The organism is Streptomyces cyaneofuscatus (assembly GCF_033109485.1).
GTDB classification, from domain to species: domain Bacteria; phylum Actinomycetota; class Actinomycetes; order Streptomycetales; family Streptomycetaceae; genus Streptomyces; species Streptomyces cyaneofuscatus.
Map to the genome: position 1 here is coordinate 5,484,203 of NZ_CP137002.1, position 16,642 is coordinate 5,500,844.

General features: G+C 68.6%; 12 protein-coding genes. 1 reads left to right on the forward strand and 11 read right to left on the reverse strand.

Translation table 11 applies throughout. The features are described from left to right. Positions 1-61 precede the first annotated feature (61 nt). From R2B67_RS24180 to R2B67_RS24190, 3 genes are all read right to left on the reverse strand, one after another. Positions 62-808 carry an immunity 49 family protein gene (locus tag R2B67_RS24180; protein WP_317820994.1) on the reverse strand — a complete coding sequence of 249 codons (747 nt, stop codon included), beginning with the start codon at positions 806-808 and terminating at the stop codon, positions 62-64. A gap of 113 nt (positions 809-921) precedes the next feature. Then, positions 922-1,674: a hypothetical protein gene (locus tag R2B67_RS24185; protein WP_317820995.1), complete on the reverse strand. Its 753-nt coding sequence runs from the start codon at positions 1,672-1,674 to the stop codon at positions 922-924. A 28-nt stretch (positions 1,675-1,702) separates the two neighbouring features. After that, entirely contained in the window at positions 1,703-2,557 is an 855-nt protein-coding gene (locus R2B67_RS24190) for an immunity 49 family protein (RefSeq protein WP_317820997.1), read from the reverse strand. A gap of 1,162 nt (positions 2,558-3,719) precedes the next feature. Here R2B67_RS24190 and R2B67_RS24195 point away from each other — a divergent pair. After that, complete coding sequence (locus R2B67_RS24195; protein WP_317820998.1) at positions 3,720-4,598, forward strand: Imm49 family immunity protein; 879 nt, start codon at positions 3,720-3,722, stop codon at positions 4,596-4,598. Between the two features lie 26 nt (positions 4,599-4,624). Here the strand turns inward: R2B67_RS24195 and R2B67_RS24200 are convergent, their stop codons facing one another. From R2B67_RS24200 to R2B67_RS24235, 8 genes are all read right to left on the reverse strand, one after another. Then, positions 4,625-5,488, reverse strand: coding sequence for an immunity 49 family protein (locus R2B67_RS24200; RefSeq protein ID WP_317820999.1), 864 nt, complete (start codon positions 5,486-5,488; stop codon positions 4,625-4,627). Then, positions 5,485-8,463: a hypothetical protein gene (locus tag R2B67_RS24205; RefSeq protein WP_317821001.1), complete on the reverse strand. Its 2,979-nt coding sequence runs from the start codon at positions 8,461-8,463 to the stop codon at positions 5,485-5,487. The genes R2B67_RS24200 and R2B67_RS24205 overlap by 4 nt, the downstream gene beginning before the upstream one ends. Next, entirely contained in the window at positions 8,460-8,906 is a 447-nt protein-coding gene (locus tag R2B67_RS24210) for a DUF6507 family protein (protein ID WP_317821003.1), read from the reverse strand. Before R2B67_RS24210 ends, R2B67_RS24205 begins: the two co-directional genes overlap by 4 nt. A 71-nt stretch (positions 8,907-8,977) precedes the next feature. Beyond that, the gene (locus R2B67_RS24215) at positions 8,978-9,289 is read right to left on the reverse strand and encodes a pore-forming ESAT-6 family protein (protein WP_317821005.1); all 312 of its coding nucleotides are present in this window, start codon (positions 9,287-9,289) and stop codon (positions 8,978-8,980) included. Positions 9,290-9,356: 67 nt separating this feature from the next. Next, entirely contained in the window at positions 9,357-9,689 is a 333-nt protein-coding gene (locus R2B67_RS24220) for a hypothetical protein (protein WP_093688477.1), read from the reverse strand. A 163-nt stretch (positions 9,690-9,852) separates the two neighbouring features. Then, a complete protein-coding gene (locus tag R2B67_RS24225; RefSeq protein ID WP_317821007.1) occupies positions 9,853-11,271 on the reverse strand; it encodes a DUF6177 family protein in 1,419 nt (472 codons plus the stop codon). Between the two features lie 79 nt (positions 11,272-11,350). Further along, positions 11,351-15,337 carry a type VII secretion protein EccCa gene (gene eccCa, locus R2B67_RS24230; RefSeq protein WP_317821008.1) on the reverse strand — a complete coding sequence of 1,329 codons (3,987 nt, stop codon included), beginning with the start codon at positions 15,335-15,337 and terminating at the stop codon, positions 11,351-11,353. A 55-nt stretch (positions 15,338-15,392) separates the two neighbouring features. Then, a complete protein-coding gene (locus tag R2B67_RS24235; RefSeq protein ID WP_317821010.1) occupies positions 15,393-16,592 on the reverse strand; it encodes a MinD/ParA family ATP-binding protein in 1,200 nt (399 codons plus the stop codon). Positions 16,593-16,642 lie beyond the last annotated feature (50 nt).

Here is a 16,642-nt window from a genome sequence, read left to right on the forward strand (position 1 = left end):
GGCTGCCGACCGCACCGGATTCCTTTCGCATGCCCGGTACGCCCGTCAACTGCGGGCGGGGTCAGGTGGGGAATTCGCCGATCCAGGTGCGCTGGAGCAGGTGCTTGGGGAGGTAGTCGGATTCGATGTCGAGGGGGAATTCGGCGTCGTAGGCGAGGCAGGCGATGGCGAGGGGGCCCAGGGCGATGCTGCCGTCGATGTCCTTGGCGCGGTCCTGGTTGAGGGTCCAGTACGTCTTGTGGAGTTTCAGGGCGTCGGTGAGGGCGGGGGCGAACCCGTCGCGGTCGTTGCGGATGTAGTGGTAGAAGAGGTTGATCGGCGGGTAGAGCACGGCCTGGAGGAGGTCTTGTGGTGCGATGCGTGCCACGTTGGGGTCGGAGGCTTCGATGGTGGCGATGAGCTTGTCCGCGAGGTCCGGGCGCCGTAGCCACCAGCTCTGGAGGGTGTCCACCCAGTGGTAGATGTACTCGTCGTAGGAGCCCTCCGGTGAGCGCAGCCGCTCCAGGGGGATTTCGCTGAGCTGCGTCATTCGTTCCTGGTCACGGCAGATGACGGCCAGCCAGAAGGCGGAGAGCCACGTGCCGGCGTCAGCAGTGGACATCGGTCCGGTCGCCGGGATGGTCCGCAACTTTCGGTTGATCCGGCATTCGACCGCTCCCTCGGCCGCACCGAGCAGGGCGAAGATCGCCGACCCCAGTTGCATCGAATTGACTGTCGACTCCCATGTCTCCACTGCTGCCGCCCGGGGGTCGGCCACACAATGGGCCCGCATGGCCAAGTTGGCAGTGCTGAAGGCGTAATCGATCATTTCCGCAGAGTCTTCGAGCCTATCGATGCGTCGGGCGACGCGCTTACTCAAGCGTTCCGCGAACTGATCGGCATCTGGTCCGGGCGATAGATCATGTCGGATGATGACCTCATTCACGGAAGAGCCCCCTCGATGAATGCAGCCGCCTCGATCTCGGTGATGCGCACGTGGTCGATGTCGTTGTGCCCGAGGTCGTACAGCTTGAGGTACTCGGTCGGTTCCCAGCGTAGATTGCGAGTGAACGCTTCATCGTGGGTCCGGCCGTCGTCTTTGACGCGCCGCCGGACGATGCCGCGTGGGCTGTGCCGGGGATAGCCGTCGCTGATCTTCGCGAAGTACGTCATCTCGCCCTCCGCGTCGAGAGCGTCGAGGGTGGTCGGGGCGAGCGTGACGAAGGGAGCGGCGGAGACGTTGCTCTCCATGTCCCCCAGCGGGATCATCACGCCGTTGAGGTCGAGGTACTCCCCGAGGTGGTAGCCGCCGCCACGCTCGTACATGAGGAGCAGCGGTTCGTACGGATCCGGCAGCTCGGCCAGCAGGCCACGGTGGGCGGTCAGCAGCGCCGGCCACCGAACGGCTCCACGGCAGGTGGTGCGGAGGGAGGCTGGAGCGAGGCTCCGGAGTAGTTGCTCCAGTTCGGCGGCGACATCGGGCGAAGTCGTTATGGCGGCGTCCACGTGCGCGGCGATGTCGAAGAATGGCCAGGACTCTTCGGCCCCGTACGCCTTGGCCCACAGGGCCGCTCGTCGCAGGTACTCCCGCATGAGGAGGGCGCGTGAGTGGGCGTGGCGGAAGGCGGCGCCGTCGTCGTCCCAGTCGATCGCTCCCAGGCGGTCCGACACGGCACGTGAAGGCTGGCCGCTCACTTGCTCATCTCCTTTCGGCCCGACGCCATCACGTGTCGAACTCGCCCGCCCAGGAGCGGTCCAGGAGGCGAATGGGCAGGTAGTCGGACTCGACTTCGATCGGGAATCCGGCATCGTAGGCAAGGCACGCGACGGCAAGCGGACCGAGAGCAAGAAAGCCGGCGATGTCCCCGGCGCGCTCCGGTGCGTTCCAGTATGTCTTGTGCAGTTCCAAAGCTTCCACGAGCGCTTCATTGAAGCCATCGTGGTCTTTCCGGAAAAACTTGTAGAACAGGTTGATCGGCGGGTACAGCACATCCTGAAGAAGGTCGCGCGGCGCGACGGTGGCGATGTCGGGGTGAGACTGCTCGATCGCAGCCGTCAGTTTCTCCGGCAGCCCTGGCCGCTCCTGCCAGTATGTTTGCAGAGCGTCTACCCAGTGGAAGATATATTCATCACCTTCGGTGCCGGATGCTCGAAGGAGATCGAGTGGAACCTGGCACATCTGGTCCATACGTTGCTGATCCCGGCAGACGAGGACAAGCCACAGTGAGGTGAGCCAGTTACCCGCATTCGCGTAGAACTGAGGGCCTGTAGCGTTGATGGTCCGCATCTCGTGGTCGATGCGTGTCTCGATCCGGCCTTCGGTGATGCTGGCGGCGGCAAAGGCTGCCGTACCAACCTGCATGGCCGAGACGGTGGCGTCCCACGTGGCGAAACGATTACCTCTAGGGTTGAGGGCTTGGCGTACCCGCATCTGCAGGACTGCTTCGTTCAATGCCATGCCAAAAACCGCAGGAGAGGCGTCAATCTTTTGGATGCTTCTTTCCAGCTCTTCTTTGAGGCGCTCGGCTATCTGCTCGTCGACCTGCGGGACCGCGTGCCAGCCTACCGTTGCGGTCATGAGTCACTCCTGTTGATATTTCGAAGGGGAAATCTTCCTCAGATTACTATAGAGAAGGAGTTCAGTCCGTCTGCGTGACAGGGTGGGGAACTTGACCGAAGCGCGAAGTTCGGTAGGGTCCGCCATATCGCCTGGAAGGTAACTCAGGAGCTCTGCATCTGTCCCAAGGGCGAAGGGAAGTCACTGAAATCTGAGCGAGTTGGGTTCACTCGTTCGATTTCTCTGTGGATCACTGACGGGTGTAAAGAGGTGAATAAATTCTTGGCGAGTCATGGCTAACACCCAGGACTCCCAGGTCTCCAGCATCACGGCCTCAGGATCTGGAACGCACCTGAGGCGTGCGACGTTCAGCGAGCTGCGGAGTACCGACGTCCTTGCCTTGTCCGAGGTCTCGATCGCCTTCAGTGAATCGTTCAAAGACCCTTCCAACACGCCGACCACTGCAGACATCGCGGCAACCGGGTACTCCGGGCGCGGCACACTTGTGACCATAGATGGCCTCCTCAGCAGACGTCGAAATGCTCGGTGACCGCACGGCGCATCATGGCCTCTGGCAGCCTTCACCGTCGCGTACCCCAGACTCGGCGGAGGGGGCGCGCTATTTTCTGCTCACCGGGGGAGCGGGCCGCCGGTCCCTCCTTGCTACGTCCTCGCCCAGCCGGCCGTGAGAGAACGCGGCCACTCCGGATCTCGATGATCGGTGCACGGTCGATTTCATTGTGCCCGATGTCGTACGGACTGAGATGAGTGGTCGGCCAGGTCTTGGTCAGCCGTTCCGGCGACGGCGTCCCTCGTGCCTGACGTGTGGCGATCGAGTGCCTGTCTGCCCTGAAACGGTGCAGGCACGGCGCGGCACATCTGGCGGGAACGACGAGATCCTGCCGAACCGGGCGACGATCGCTGTCGGTCCGAACGCCCCGGACGAGGTGAGGCCGAGCAGGGCGCCACGGTCATGGCCCTCTACGGGAAGAGACGGCTCCCCTGTACCAAGAAGTGGGACGATGAGTGGTCCGAGGTGATGTGAATGCGGGTACACGAAAGTGGGAGCGGCATCGTGCGAGTGGAGCGCCACAGGGTTGGGGAGGCTGCGGTATTTGAGGCCCGTGCGGACTTTCCGCGCCACATCGGTGCGCGGGTGCGGACCATGTCCAGGGCAGATCGGATGACGAACCGCGAATGGTGGGAGCTGTCCGAGGAATTCCTCAGGTACCTGGGTGCGTTGTCGGTGGAATATCCAGGACTGGAAACTCCGGAAGCGAAGTTCGTCCTGGACAACGCGGCCGAGGCCGCCGCGGGTGCCGTGTCGTACGCCGCCTACTACCCGTATGAGTCCTTCAATGTTTTTCTGAACTACGTGAACTTCGGAATGAGTTACGAAGCCGGGGCGTCCGGTGAGCCGGCGCGCATCGGTGCGGACGAATGGCTCGGTGCCTTCTGCCTGATGGTCCTCGCCGGAACTGCTGAACGGCACCGCGAAGCCTTGAACTTCGCTCGGCAGTCACCGCAGGCTGACCGGACGGGCTGTCCCACCGCGGAGCTCATCAACGGTCTGATGGCTTATGTTCTCGGTGACATGGGGGATGACGATGCGGACTATCCGCCCTCGACCGAACAGAAGCTCGCCGCGGTTGATGCCGCTTTGGCTCGTGTCCACGCCTCAGCTGACGAAACCGGGCAGAGCCGGCCGGTCCGTGGAGACTTCACCGCGCTCCTTGCCGTACGTGCCCTGGCCGCCGGTGACCGGGCACGCTTCGAGGAGACCTTGACGACGCTGCTGCTCCAGCACCGGGAGACCTCGCAGGGAGTTGGGCAGCCCGGCTCGCTGCTGCCACTCCTTCCGCTTGCCTTGGCTGCTCTTGCCTGTCGCCGTGAGGGCTGGCTGCCGGCGGTCGACACCGACTACCTGCCGTATGCGTTGGTCACCGGTTTCGTGGCTCCGGAGCTGTCGGGTTCGGAGTCCGGAGCCGTGAGCCGCGCTGACATGATCGCTGATCTTGCTTCCGGAGCAGTCCTGCGCGAACGGCCGGAGGGGCGGGGGTAGTCGGGTCAACCTGTCTGCGGGCGGGGTCAGGTGGGGAATTCGCCGATCCAGGTGCGCTGGAGCAGGTGCTTGGGGAGGTAGTCGGATTCGATGTCGAGGGGGAATTCGGCGTCGTAGGCGAGGCAGGCGATGGCGAGGGGGCCCAGGGCGATGCTGCCGTCGATGTCCTTGGCGCGGTCCTGGTTGAGGGTCCAGTACGTCTTGTGGAGTTTCAGGGCGTCCGCGAGGGCGGGGGCGAACCCGTCCCGGTCGTTGCGGATGTAGTGGTAGAAGAGGTTGATCGGCGGGTAGAGCACGGCCTGGAGGAGGTCTTGTGGTGCGATGCGTGCCACGTTGGGGTCGGAGGCTTCGATGGTGGCGATGAGCTTGTCCGCGAGGTCCGGGCGCCGTAGCCACCAGCTCTGGAGGGTGTCCACCCAGTGGTAGATGTACTCGTCGTAGGAGCCCTCCGGTGAGCGCAGCCGCTCCAGGGGGATTTCGCTGAGCTGCGTCATTCGTTCCTGGTCACGGCAGATGACGGCCAGCCAGAAGGCGGAGAGCCACGTGCCGGCGTCAGCAGTGGACATCGGTCCGGTCGCCGGGATGGTCCGCAACTTTCGGTTGATCCGGCATTCGACCGAGCCGTCCTGCACACCTGTCACCGCGAACAGTGCCGAACCGAGCTGGAGGGCATTGACTGTGGACTCCCACGTCTCGATCGCCGAGGCTCGCGGGTCTGCCACGCACCTGGCACTCAAGGACAGACGGGCGGAGCTGAAGGCCGAGTCGATGAGCACCGCAGTCGTCTCAAGGTCATCGATTTCCTCGATCAGGTCTTCGTCAAGACCGTCCGCGAGGCGTTCGGCATCGGGGCCTGCCGACAGATCATGGCGGGCGATAGTCGTGGTCACGGAAGAGTCCCCTTGCTGATGTCGAACCGCCGGTACTGGTAGCCAGTATACGTTCCAGCATTCTTTTCGCCCTTGACGACGACGTAGTCCAGTTTTCCGGCCTTGAGGGCTTTTTGCAGATCGCGAACGGTATCGCGTTCACCGCGCTTTTTCATCTCTGCGATGATGTCCAGGAAGTACTCTCTGCTGCCTTGGGAGACCTGCCTACCGTTGGGGAGCTTTCGCCTGCCCAGCTCTGTATCGACGCTGCTTTTCGCTTCGATGACGACAACTCGGCCATCATCGTGTTTCCAGACTTGGTCGAACTGATCATTGCCGCTCTTCGGGCCGAGGAGCGACTGCTTCTCGAAGTCTGGGTATCGTTCTGCGATGAAGTGATGCTCTGCCGCCTTCTCGCCGAATTCTTCGGCGGCTTTCCCCATGTGGGTGTGAGATTCCTTGTAGGTTCCCCGAGCTTCAGCCCATTGCGCAGCCGATTGGGGCGTGCCCAACGCTTCGTGAGCGAGCCCTGTCTCACCCTTCCATTTTGCTACGAGATTGTCCCACTGAATAGCGAAATAGCGCTTCTGTGCAGCTGTGTCAAGAATCTTGAGCCTGGCTTGGCTCTTTACGGTATCCGCCCCCACCGAAATGTAGTTCGAGTCGAGGAAGTGAGGTTTGGGAGGTGCGGGCGCATCCTTGGCGCGGCCCCAGGGAGCGTCCTTCGATAGTTGAGCGAGCTGTGGGGGAGTGAATCCGCTCTCGTCATGGACCTCGACTCGCTTGCGAGTCCCGTCACTTCGGTAGTAACGCTCGAAGTAGCCCGGCTCCTCGTTCGCCCTGTACACCTGGATGTCCTCGATCTGCTCCAGGGTCAGGGAACCGGGCCTCCCGTACGGGTTGGGGCCGTCAAGCATGAAGGTGGGGCGCGGTACGGGCTGGTGTGCCGCGCCCGGCGGCGTAGAAGTGCCGTCGCTGCCACGGGCCGCATCGTCGACCCCGCCGAGGCCGGCACTGTCAGGGTTCCGGGGGCCGGGAACACCGCCACTGTCGGCGCCACCACTGGGTATCCCGCTGTCGGCGGCTGATCCGCCGGGTAGGTCGCGGCTTCCTGTGCCCGTGGGGCCGCCTCCGTCGAGATGGTTCGCCGGAAGATGGTCGCCCGGGCCGCCGCGCGGGGTGCCGTTGTCCAGGCTGTTGGTCGGCAAGTTGTCCGGGGCCGAGCCGCCCGGAAGGTTGTTCGCGGTGCCGCCCGGTGTCCTGTCGGGGGCCGTCACGTTGTCGCCCGTACGGGCCGCGTCGTCGCCGAGCCGTCCCGTGTCGCCGAAGTCCGAGCCCAGGCGGATGCTGTCGCCGCCGCCGGTGCGGGCGCCCGCACCGACCAGGGCCGATTCCTCGGCGGGGGTGCGGGGCAGCGGGGTGTCCGCGTCGGTCCTGATGGGGGCGCCGTCGGCCGGGTTGCCGTCGGGGGCGGCGGAGTGGTGTTGCTTGAGGGTGCCGTCCTCCTTGAGGATGTTGCCCTCGCGGTCGAGGTGGACGATGTTGCCGTCCTTGTCGGTGCCTCGGACGGTGCCTTCGGGAAGGGCGGTGGTGCCCTCCGGGAGTTTGAGGGCGCCCTCCGGGATCGGCAGGGAGCCCGCGGGCGGGGTCATTCCTTCGGGGAGGCGGACCACGCCGTCGCCGAGGTCGACCGCTCCGGCGGGGATGTCCATGCCGTCGGGAAGTTTGACCGCGCCCTTCGGGACCTCGAACGCGCCGTCCGGGACCGCCGCGCCCTCGGGCAGGTGCAGAGTGCCGTCGGCCAGCTTGAACCCGCCGTCCGGGAGCGTGATCGAGCCTGGCGGAAGGGTGGGGATCTCGATGTTGCCCATGCCCTTGAGGCCGGCCATCACATCGCTGATCTTCGTCAGGCCCGCGCCCGCCCCCTTGAAGAGGTACGTCATCGGGTCGATGGCCCGGCCCGCCTTGCCGGCGAAGGAGAGGGCCTTCGCCGCGAGGGCCGCCTTGCCGCCGCCCGCGACAGCGCCGCCGGTGCCGCCGGTGAAGACGGTGGTCACCACGTTGAAGGTGACCGCGCCCGCCGCGCGTGCGGGGTTCTCGCTCCACTGGTCCCAGGCCAGCAGCGCCTTGCCGGTCTCCTTCATCGCGGTGCGCGAGTCCCGCAGCCACGAGGGGAGCTTGTCCTCGGGCGTCAGCCAGAACGCGGCTGCCAGCGGGGTGGTGGAGATGATGACGCCCGTGGTCAGCTTGGCCAGGCCCGTCCAGGCCTGCTTCATGGACTCCCAGCCGTCGGTGCCGACCAGGGTGCCCAGGCCCTTGATCGTGCCCCAGACACCGTCGACGACGACGCCCTTGCCGAAGTCCCACGCGTGCTCCCACACCTGGAACCAGCGCGTCGACTCCTTCACCGGGTCGCCCCAGGGCAGGCCCTTCGCGTGCTTGAGGGCTTCGGCGTCGTAGCCGTACATCCCCTTGCCGCCGGAGCCGTCGTCCACCTTGAGCTGCGTGCCGCCCGGCACCAAGGAGATGATCTTGTTGTGACAGGCGCGCTCGACCGCCTGGAACGCCGCCCAGGTCTCGGAGATCTCGCGGTGCCGACGGTTGTTCTCCTCGACCAGGTCGCCGTCCTCGCGCCACTTGTCGTCGGCGTTGGCCTTGTCCAGGAACGTGGAGGCCTCCTCCCGCAGCCGCTTCAGCTTCGCCACCAGCGGCTGCGCGTCGTCCGCGTAGGTGCCCAGGGCGCCGGTGATGACCGCGACGTCCGACTTCAGGCCCTGCGCGGTGTTCGTGACCGGTTTCGTCGTCGCGAACAACTGGTCCGCCTCGGGGGCCTGGTAGAAGGCCCGCAGACCGCCGAAGCTGCCGTGGACGTCACCGGCAGCCGTCGCGATCTTCTCGCCGTCCTTGGCCAGGGAGGTCACCTTCTGGTCGAGCACCGTCAGGTCACCGGTGAAGACCGGTATGCCGTACGGGTCCACCGGGTCGTTCTCGCTCACTTGCGGCCCCCCAGTTCCTTGAGCAGGTCCAGGCGGACGGACTTGGCGGCGTCCTGCGCCTGCTTGGCCGTGTCGAGGTCGCCCTCCACATACTCGTTCGTCGCCGTGGCAGCCCCCAGCACCGCGGCCTGGATCCGCTCCGCCATCGACTTCAGCTTCGGCTTGCGGGCCTGTACGTATTCACCCAGCGCCGCCGCAACCGGTCCCGTCGCCGCCGGAGCGACGATGCTTCCCGCCACCGGGCCCAGCTGCCTGCCCGGAGCCACCGGACCCACCGGCCGGCCGGCTTCCGTGCCGCCGGGGATCGCCGTTCCGGCCGCCTGCGCAGCCTCCGCCACATTGGTCAGCCAAGAGCTCAGAGCCTTCTCCAGATCACCGGCATGCGTACCGACGACCTTCAACTGCCCCTGCACACCCTGCGGCTTGATATCCCACGCCGTCACCGACGACCCACCCCCGTGCCACCTTGAACAGATCTACGACAACCCATCACCGGCTCACGCCGGCTGCCGCGTCAGCCGATGCCGTCGACCGCGGCCTTCGCGCGCGCCAGTGTCTGCGAAGCGGTGCCGTCGTTCTTCTCCAGCGTCGTACGCAGCAGCTGGATGATGTTCTTGACCTCCTGCGAGGTCGCGTTCCACCGCAGTTCCTTGCCGTGGTACTCATCCGCCACGCCGTCGGCCGCGAAGTCGTTCATCGCCGCCTTCACCTGCGTGTCCCGCGCCCTGATCACCTGCTCCAGCTGGGCGATCACCAGCTGGATGTTGCCCTGGACCTCTGTCGAGGCGCCCGTGTCGTACGAACGCCGGTCCGTGCTGCCCGCCATCAACCATCACTCCCCGTGGTGAAACCGAAAACCCCGAATTACTTGAGAACCTTGTGGTCCGGCAGGCTCAGCGGCCGCCGAAACGTGCCGCGTCGAAATTGGCCGACGCCATCTGCGTCTTCGCGTTCTCGCCCTGCTCCTGGTCGCCCGAACCGAACGCCGCGTCCATCCCGGACTGGCCGCCCAGGATCCCGGACAGCGAGGCGTTGAGTGCGGCGGTGATCTCGTCGGAGCGGTTCTTGAAGTCGTCGAAGGCGACCTTCCCCGCTCCGTTGAACTTGCCCTCCAGCGGCTCGGCCGCCGCGATGAGCTGGCGGATCAGCGTCCCCAGGTCCGTACTCGCACCCTGCGAATGCGAGATCAGCGTCGAAAGGACCGAGGCCCCCATGTCGAACTTCATCGTCTTCCCCCAGCACCTCGAACGAACGCATGAGTGTTCGGATTCATGTCTATCAACTCTTGCGTCACGACTGCAATCTGCAATCGGACAGATTGGCCTTGTGACCAACCCATGACATCGGGCATCGAGAGGGCACCCCCTAGGCCCCCTCCCAAGCCCCCTTCTAGGCCCCCTTCAAATGGCGCATCAGCTGTTCGAAGTCCTGCCAGCCCGACAGGTCCGAAGGGTCGCCCGGCAGCGGGTAGTACAGCGCGGGCCGGGTTCTCGGGCCGAGTGTCACCGGCTGTTCGGCCAGCGGTGTGCGGCGGGCCCGGTCTCCCGGCATCGCGCGGACCTCCTCCGCGCCCAGCACGAAGGCCAGCGGGACCCCGGGGCCCTCGAAGCGCGGCGGCACGGCCACATCGCGCCGTGCTTTGCGAAGTTGTACGAGCATCGACTGCAGGTGGTGGCGGGTGGCGAGCGCCTCGGCGGCGGCGGGCAGGGCGTCGAGGGGCGGCTCCTCGGAGCTGTCGTAGCCGAGCGCGAGCGTGACGTGCTCCTCCACCCCCGCCTCCGTACGCGTGATCCGTACGGTGGCGATGGCCGGCCGGTCCCGGTTGCCGACCACGACGAACCAGGTCGGTTCCGGTGCCCGCTCGTGCGCCACGTCCGTCAGCCGCCGGGGCGACCACGGCAAGGTGGCCGGTTCCGATGTGCCCCAGCCGGCCGGCGGTGCGCCCGTCAGCTCCCGCCACACCGTCTCCAGCCCGCCGCCCAGCACCAGCCGGTCGTCCGCCGGGTGCACCATGCGGAAGGTCAGGGCCAGTTGGCGCTCACCTGTGTCCCGGACCTCCTGGAAGGTGGCCGCTACCGGGGTGCGCGGGTCGTCCTCCGTCGCGTCGGGGGAGGCGACCGGGGCGAACATGCCGTCCTGCCAGCGCAGTACGGCACCCGTCAGCCCGTCGTAGTAGCCGTCCCGCTCGTCCTGCACGATCCAGCGGGACGGCCAGCCGCCCAGGGCGTCCCGTACGGCGGGGGAGAGCGTGGTACCCGCCGGGCTGACGATCTGGAGCCCGAGGCCCGCCTCGGCCGCCGCCCGGAAGGCGTCGGAGAGCCACGCCGTCATCGCCACCACCGGGCGGTCCTGGATGACGACCGCGACCCGCTCGGTGAGGACGTCGATCGCGGGCTGCGCGGCGGCCGGTTCCGGTGCGACGCTCACACCGTCGGTCTTCACCACGGCGAGTGAGCCGGCCGCGTCCGGGGGCCAGGCGGATCCGCCCAGCAGCGAGGTGAGCCGGGTCGCGAAGGTGCCCGCGAGCTGTTCCGCCTCCGCGACACCCGTGGTGGCGCGTGCTTCCGTCCACCAGTACGGGACCGGGGGCGCCGTGGCCCCGAGCAGCCGCTCGGCCTCGCCCTCGACGGAGACCAGCAGCGGCGCCTCCACGGAGACGAGCGGCCGGCCCTCGGGGTCGCAGAGCTGGATCACCGCGCCCTCCCCGCGCGTGCCCACCAGCTTGTCCGGGCCGCCGGAGAGCAGGCCCGCCAGTACGGCCCACGGGTCGGGCATCTTGGAGGTGAGGGCGATGACGTCCTTGGTCATGGGGTGGTCGTCCGGTCCTTCGTCGTTCGGCGGCGGGGGGCGGTTACGGAGGCGGTCATGGACCCGGCGGCGGTGTACGTCATCTCGGCGCGTACACCGTCTGGATCAGGCGGTTCAGCTGGCCTCTGCGGATGAACACGCCACGGCCCGGAGCCTGTTGGGAGGCGTACACGCCGGGGAACAGCTGCCCCTCGCTGCGGTCGCCCGCCATCAGCAGCGCCGATGCCCCGGATTCCCGCAGGCCCTGCACCAGCGGCTCGTACATGCCGCGCGAAGCGCCGGCGACCCGGCGCGTCAGGACGAAGTGGAGGCCGATGTCGACCGCCGACGGGATGTACGGGAGGAACGCGGCCAGCGGGGACTGTCCGGCGGTCGTGAGGACGTCGTAGTCGTCGACGAGCACGACGATCCGCGGGCCCTTGCCCCAGTTGCCGGGCTCCAGGTCCTCCAGGCGGGCGTTCTCGTCGGGCAGCCGCTTCTCCAGTTCGGTGGCGATGCCCATCGAAAGGCCCGTGCACAGCTTGGGGTTGTAGGCGTAGCCCCCGTTGAACTCCTCCGGCACCGCGCCGCGCAGCGAGCGCCGCGGATCCATCACCGCGAACACCAACTCGTCCTCGCCGTAACGGTCGATGAGGCCGTGCGCCACCGTCCGCAGCAGGTTCGTCTTGCCGCACTCGCTGTCTCCCAGCACCAGGAGGTGCTGGTCGTGCTGGAACAGGTCGAGCAGCACGGGCGCGAGCGCCGACTGGTCGAGCCCGATCGGTACGCGGGTGGGCTCGGCCGCCGGTCCCGGCAGTGAGTGCGGCTCCAGGATGTGCGGCAACACCCGCACGGGCTGCGCCACTTCGCCGCTCCAGGTGGCCCGCACCGAGCGGGCCGTACGCTCCAGGACCGCCCCGAGGTCCGCCGTGTCGGCGACCCCGTCGGTGCGGGGGAGTGCCACCTGGGCGAAGAGCTTGCCGTCGGTGAGGACGCGGCCGGGCTCGTCGGGCGACAGGGTCTCGGCGAGCTTGCGGTCGATGCTGGACTCGCTGGGGTCGTTCAGCCGGAGCTCGACGCGGGTGCCGAAGTTCGACTGGGTGGCGATCCGTACGTCGTTCCAGCGCAGCATGGCCGCGACGACGTGGATGCCGTAACCGCCGCCGCGCTTGAGGATGTCGGCGATCGCGTCGTCCAGCTCGTCGAAGTCGTCGCGCAGCGCGCCGAATCCGTCGATGACGAGCAGGATCTCGGCCGAGGCGAGCTCGGGCAGCCGACCGGCCGCGTGCAGGGTGCGCAGCTGCTCGACCGAGTCGATGCCGTGCTCGCGGAAGAGGTCCTCGCGCACCGCGAGCATGGTGCGGACCTCCTCGACGGTGCGCGCCGCCCGTTCCCGGTCGGCGCGGCCGGCGATGCCGCCGACGTGCGGGAGTCCGGAGAGCGCCTGGAGGCCGCCGCCGACGAGGTCGAGACCGTAGACGCCGACCTCGCGCGGCGTGTGGGTCAGGGCGAGGGAGAGGACCAGGGAGCGCAGGAGCGTCGTCTTGCCGGACTGCGGTCCGCCGATCACGGCCGCGTGGCCGCCCGCCACCGTGAGGTCCAGGAACCACTGGCCCTGCCACTGCCTGGCCGGGTCGTCGAGCAGCCCGACCGGGACGCGCAGGGGCCTGCCCGCCGGTCCGGCCCCGGCGAGCCGCATGCCGCGCGGGCCGATGTCCAGCGGTCCCGCGACGGTGTCCAGGGCGGTGGCGGTCGGCAGCGGGGGCAGCCAGATGCTCCGTACGGGCGGTGCGACACCGGTCAACTGGTCGACCATCACGCCGAGTTCCGTCGGACCCGTCTCGCGGCGGCGCGAGGCCGGTTCCGCGGTCTGCGGCCCCTCGTCCGGCCCGGCCAGGGTGTTGAACGCCTCGTACGGGAGCGCGAGCGGGCCGGTCTCCTCCTCGTCGGCGCGGCGGACGGGGCCGCGGTAACCCCCTGACACGTAACCGGCCTTGAAGCGGGCGTAGTGGCTCGTGTCGACCTTCAGATAGCCGAAGCCGGGCAGCGGCGGCAGGTGGAACGCGTCCGTGGTGTCCAGGACCGTACGGGACTCGTCGGCGGAGAAGGTCCGCAGCCCGAGCCGGTACGAGAGGTAGGTGTCCAGGCCCTTGAGCTTGCCGCCCTCGATGCGCTGGCTGGAGAGCAGGAGGTGGACGCCGATGGACCGGCCGATGCGGCCGATGGAGAGGAACAGGTCGATGAAGTCGGGCTTGGCGGTGAGCAGTTCACCGAACTCGTCGATCACCACGAACAGGTGCGGCAACGGGTCGAGGTCCGGCCGCTTCTCGGCGCGCAGGGCCGCGTAGTCCCCGATGTCGGCGACGTTCCCCGCGTCCTTGAGCGCCTGCTGGCGTCGCTTGACCTCACCGGCCAGGGAGGAGTGGACGCGTTCGACGAGTCCCGCCTGGTTCTCCAGGTTGGTGATGACCCCTGCCACGTGCGGCAGCTCCGCGAACGGCGCGAACGTCGCCCCGCCCTTGTAGTCGACCAGCACCAGCGCCAGGTCCTCCGGCGGATGCGTGGCCACCAGAGCGAGAACCAGGGTGCGCAGCAGCTCCGACTTCCCGGAACCGGTCGCGCCGACGCAGAGACCGTGCGGGCCCATCCCCAGCTCCGAGGACTCCTTGAGGTCCAGGAGCACCGGCTCGTGGGAGTCGCTGATGCCGATCGGGACGCGCAGGAAGGCACGTTCACCGCGCGGCGCCCACAGCCGGTCCAGATCGAGGCGGGCCACGTCGTCGATGCCGAGCATCGCCGCGAACTCCACCGGCCCGGAGAGCGGGGCGTCGGCCAGGGACTCCGCGGACAGGCGCAGCGGCGCGAGCATCCGGGCCAGCCCCTCGGCGAACGGGATCCCCGCCTCGTCCACCGTGCCGTGCGCCTCCAGCGGTTCCGGGGCTCTGAGGTCCTCGATGGCCACGTCGGTGCCGTCGACGGTGATCCGTACGCTGACCTGCCCCGGCTCCTGCACCCGCTGCTCCAGCAGGTGCAGCACGGTGACGCCCATCTCGCTCAGGCCGACGGCGTCGTCCGGGCGCGGCAGGTCCACGGCGTCCTCCCCGTGCCCGTCGGTGACGACCAGCAGCCGGGAGTTCATGGACAGCGCGTCCCGCCCGGCCAGACCGCGGCGGACCTCGGCCGCGTACGACGCGCGGCGGCGCAGCTCCGGGCCGAGCTGCCGGGCGAGCTGAGGGGCGGAGGGGGCCACGCGGCGGGCGGCGACCGGGCCGTCGAACTGCTCGGTGTCGAGCAGATGCGGCAGCCACTTGGCCCACTCCCAGTCGGCCATCCGGTCACCGGGCGCGGCGAGGGCGATGGCCACGTCGTCGGGGGCGTGCAGCGCGGCGGTCTGGACGAGCAGCGCGCGGGCCACCCGCAGGCAGTCCTCGCGGGGCCCGATCACGCTGACGTTGCCGATCCGGTCCAGCGGGACGGTGAGCGGCAGTTCGGTGCCGTTGCGGAACCGCTTCACCAGCGCCGAGGCCTCGTTGAGCATGAACAGGTCCGGCGGCGTGAGCACCGACGACCCCGGCTCGGCTATCTGCAGATCCCGTACGGGCATCTCGCCGGTGCCGACCCGCACCCGCAGGAAGTCGTCGTCGACCCGCCGCCGCTCCCAGAGGCGGGCCGGGTCGCGCACGATGTCGTACAGGGCGTACGGCGGCGGGTTCAGCACGTCCGCCCGCTCGCGTCGCTCGCGCTCCTCGGCCGACAACTCCTCGCGCAGGTCCTCCACATAGGCGAGATAGGCCTCGCGCTGCGTACGCCGGGTGCGCTGGGCCTTGCCCCGCTGCGAGAAGAGCAGCGCGACGGAACCGATGACGGTGACCACGAGGATGATCGCGCCCAGCGCGGCGAACTGGCTGTTGCGGACGACGGTCATCATCACGACGGACGACATGACCCCGGCGACCGGCAGCAGCGACATCGCGATGTTGCCCGCCTTTCCCTCGGGGAGGTTCGGCGGGGCCTCGATGGTGCGGGGCGCGGGCGCCGCCGGTGGGCGGGTGGTCCGGGCGGGGCGGTGGATCAGTCGGGTGCTCATCGGCTTCGTCCGGCGTTCGCGGTCGGCTCGTGGTTCAGGGAGGACGGCATCGGGGTCACCGGCGCTTCTGGGAGAGCTGGAAGACCTCGGCGGCGAGCCGGGTGGCGGCCAGGCGCGTCGGTCGTCCGAGCAGTTCGGTACGCAGCACACCACCGGCGGCCAAGTGCCGGTCGTACGGCAGGACATGGACGCCCGCGCCGGTGGACCGGAGCTTTTCGGCGGCCGCCTCGACGTCGATCCCGGGGCGGGCGACCGTGCTGGAGAGCACGACGACGGTGCCGTCGATCATGTGGCGGGGGAGTCCCTGCATCCACTGCAGCACGGCGTACGTGCTCGTGACGCCGTCCAGGGTCGCCGGGGCGGCCAGCACCCGGGCCTGGGAGGCGGAGAGCGCGACCCGGGCGACCTCGGCGGGCAGCGTCTCGCAGTCCACGACCGTCACCCCGAAGTAGCGGCGCAGCGCCACCATGACCCGTTCGTACGCCGACGTGTCCAGCATCGCCCCGATCTGCCCCTGGCTCCCCGGCAGCAGCCACGCGTTCTCGGGGAGCTGGACCAGGTAGCCGGTGACGTCGAGCAGCGACATCTGCGGCTCCACGATGTCCGCCAGGTCGGCCGTGGTCCAGCGCAGCGTCTCGGCGCCCAGCCGCAGCGGGAGGGAGCCGAGCGCCGGATCGGCCTCGACCAGGAGGACCGGGTCCTGGCGGTAGTGCGCGTACGCCGTGCCGAGCAGGGCCGCCACCGTCGTCTTGCCCGCGCCGCCCCGGATGGAGGTGACGGCGATCTGCCGCCCGGTCGTGACCGGTTGCTGGAGCGCCTCGGCGGTACGGGTGAGCTCGGCGACCTCGCGCGCCGCCGAGGAGGAAACGATCCGGCGCACCGCCCGGGTGACCCGTACGGCGACCGGCTCACCCCGCTGCGGGCGGCGGGCCGTGCCGCTCAGCACGCTGTCCACCACGGCTCGCGAATCGGGGGCGGAGGGCCGGCGGGGGCGAGGCGGCGCGGGTGTCTGCTGGGGCGTGGGTGCCTGCTGGAGTGCAGGTGCCTGCTGGGGCGCAGGCGCGGGCGCGGGGGTCGGTGCGGGGGAGGGCGGCTGCGTCGGCGCGGGTATGCGTTCCGTTCCGGAGGCCTGCGCCGCGCTGGGTGGAGCGGGCGGTACGGAAGCCGGCGGCCCGCCGGTGCCCGCCGCGGGCGCCCCGGACGCGCCCCTCAGATCACGCAGCACATCGCCCTGCCAGTTGTCCCCGTTCGGCATGTCTGCCCTTCTCCTCCGCCGCGATGCCCCGACCGGAGCTCGCGCGCACC

Excerpts from the sequence above, each read along its gene's own strand:
- R2B67_RS24180 (WP_317820994.1), bottom strand. The coding sequence starts at position 808 with ATGATCGATTACGCCTTCAGCACTGCCAACTTGGCCATGCGGGCCCAT.
- R2B67_RS24190 (WP_317820997.1), bottom strand. The coding sequence starts at position 2,557 with ATGACCGCAACGGTAGGCTGGCACGCGGTCCCGCAGGTCGACGAGCAG.
- R2B67_RS24195 (WP_317820998.1), top strand. The coding sequence starts at position 3,720 with ATGACGAACCGCGAATGGTGGGAGCTGTCCGAGGAATTCCTCAGGTAC.
- R2B67_RS24215 (WP_317821005.1), bottom strand. The coding sequence starts at position 9,289 with ATGGCGGGCAGCACGGACCGGCGTTCGTACGACACGGGCGCCTCGACA.
- R2B67_RS24220 (WP_093688477.1), bottom strand. The coding sequence starts at position 9,689 with ATGAAGTTCGACATGGGGGCCTCGGTCCTTTCGACGCTGATCTCGCAT.
- R2B67_RS24225 (WP_317821007.1), bottom strand. The coding sequence starts at position 11,271 with ATGACCAAGGACGTCATCGCCCTCACCTCCAAGATGCCCGACCCGTGG.
- eccCa (WP_317821008.1), bottom strand. The coding sequence starts at position 15,337 with ATGAGCACCCGACTGATCCACCGCCCCGCCCGGACCACCCGCCCACCG.
- R2B67_RS24235 (WP_317821010.1), bottom strand. The coding sequence starts at position 16,592 with ATGCCGAACGGGGACAACTGGCAGGGCGATGTGCTGCGTGATCTGAGG.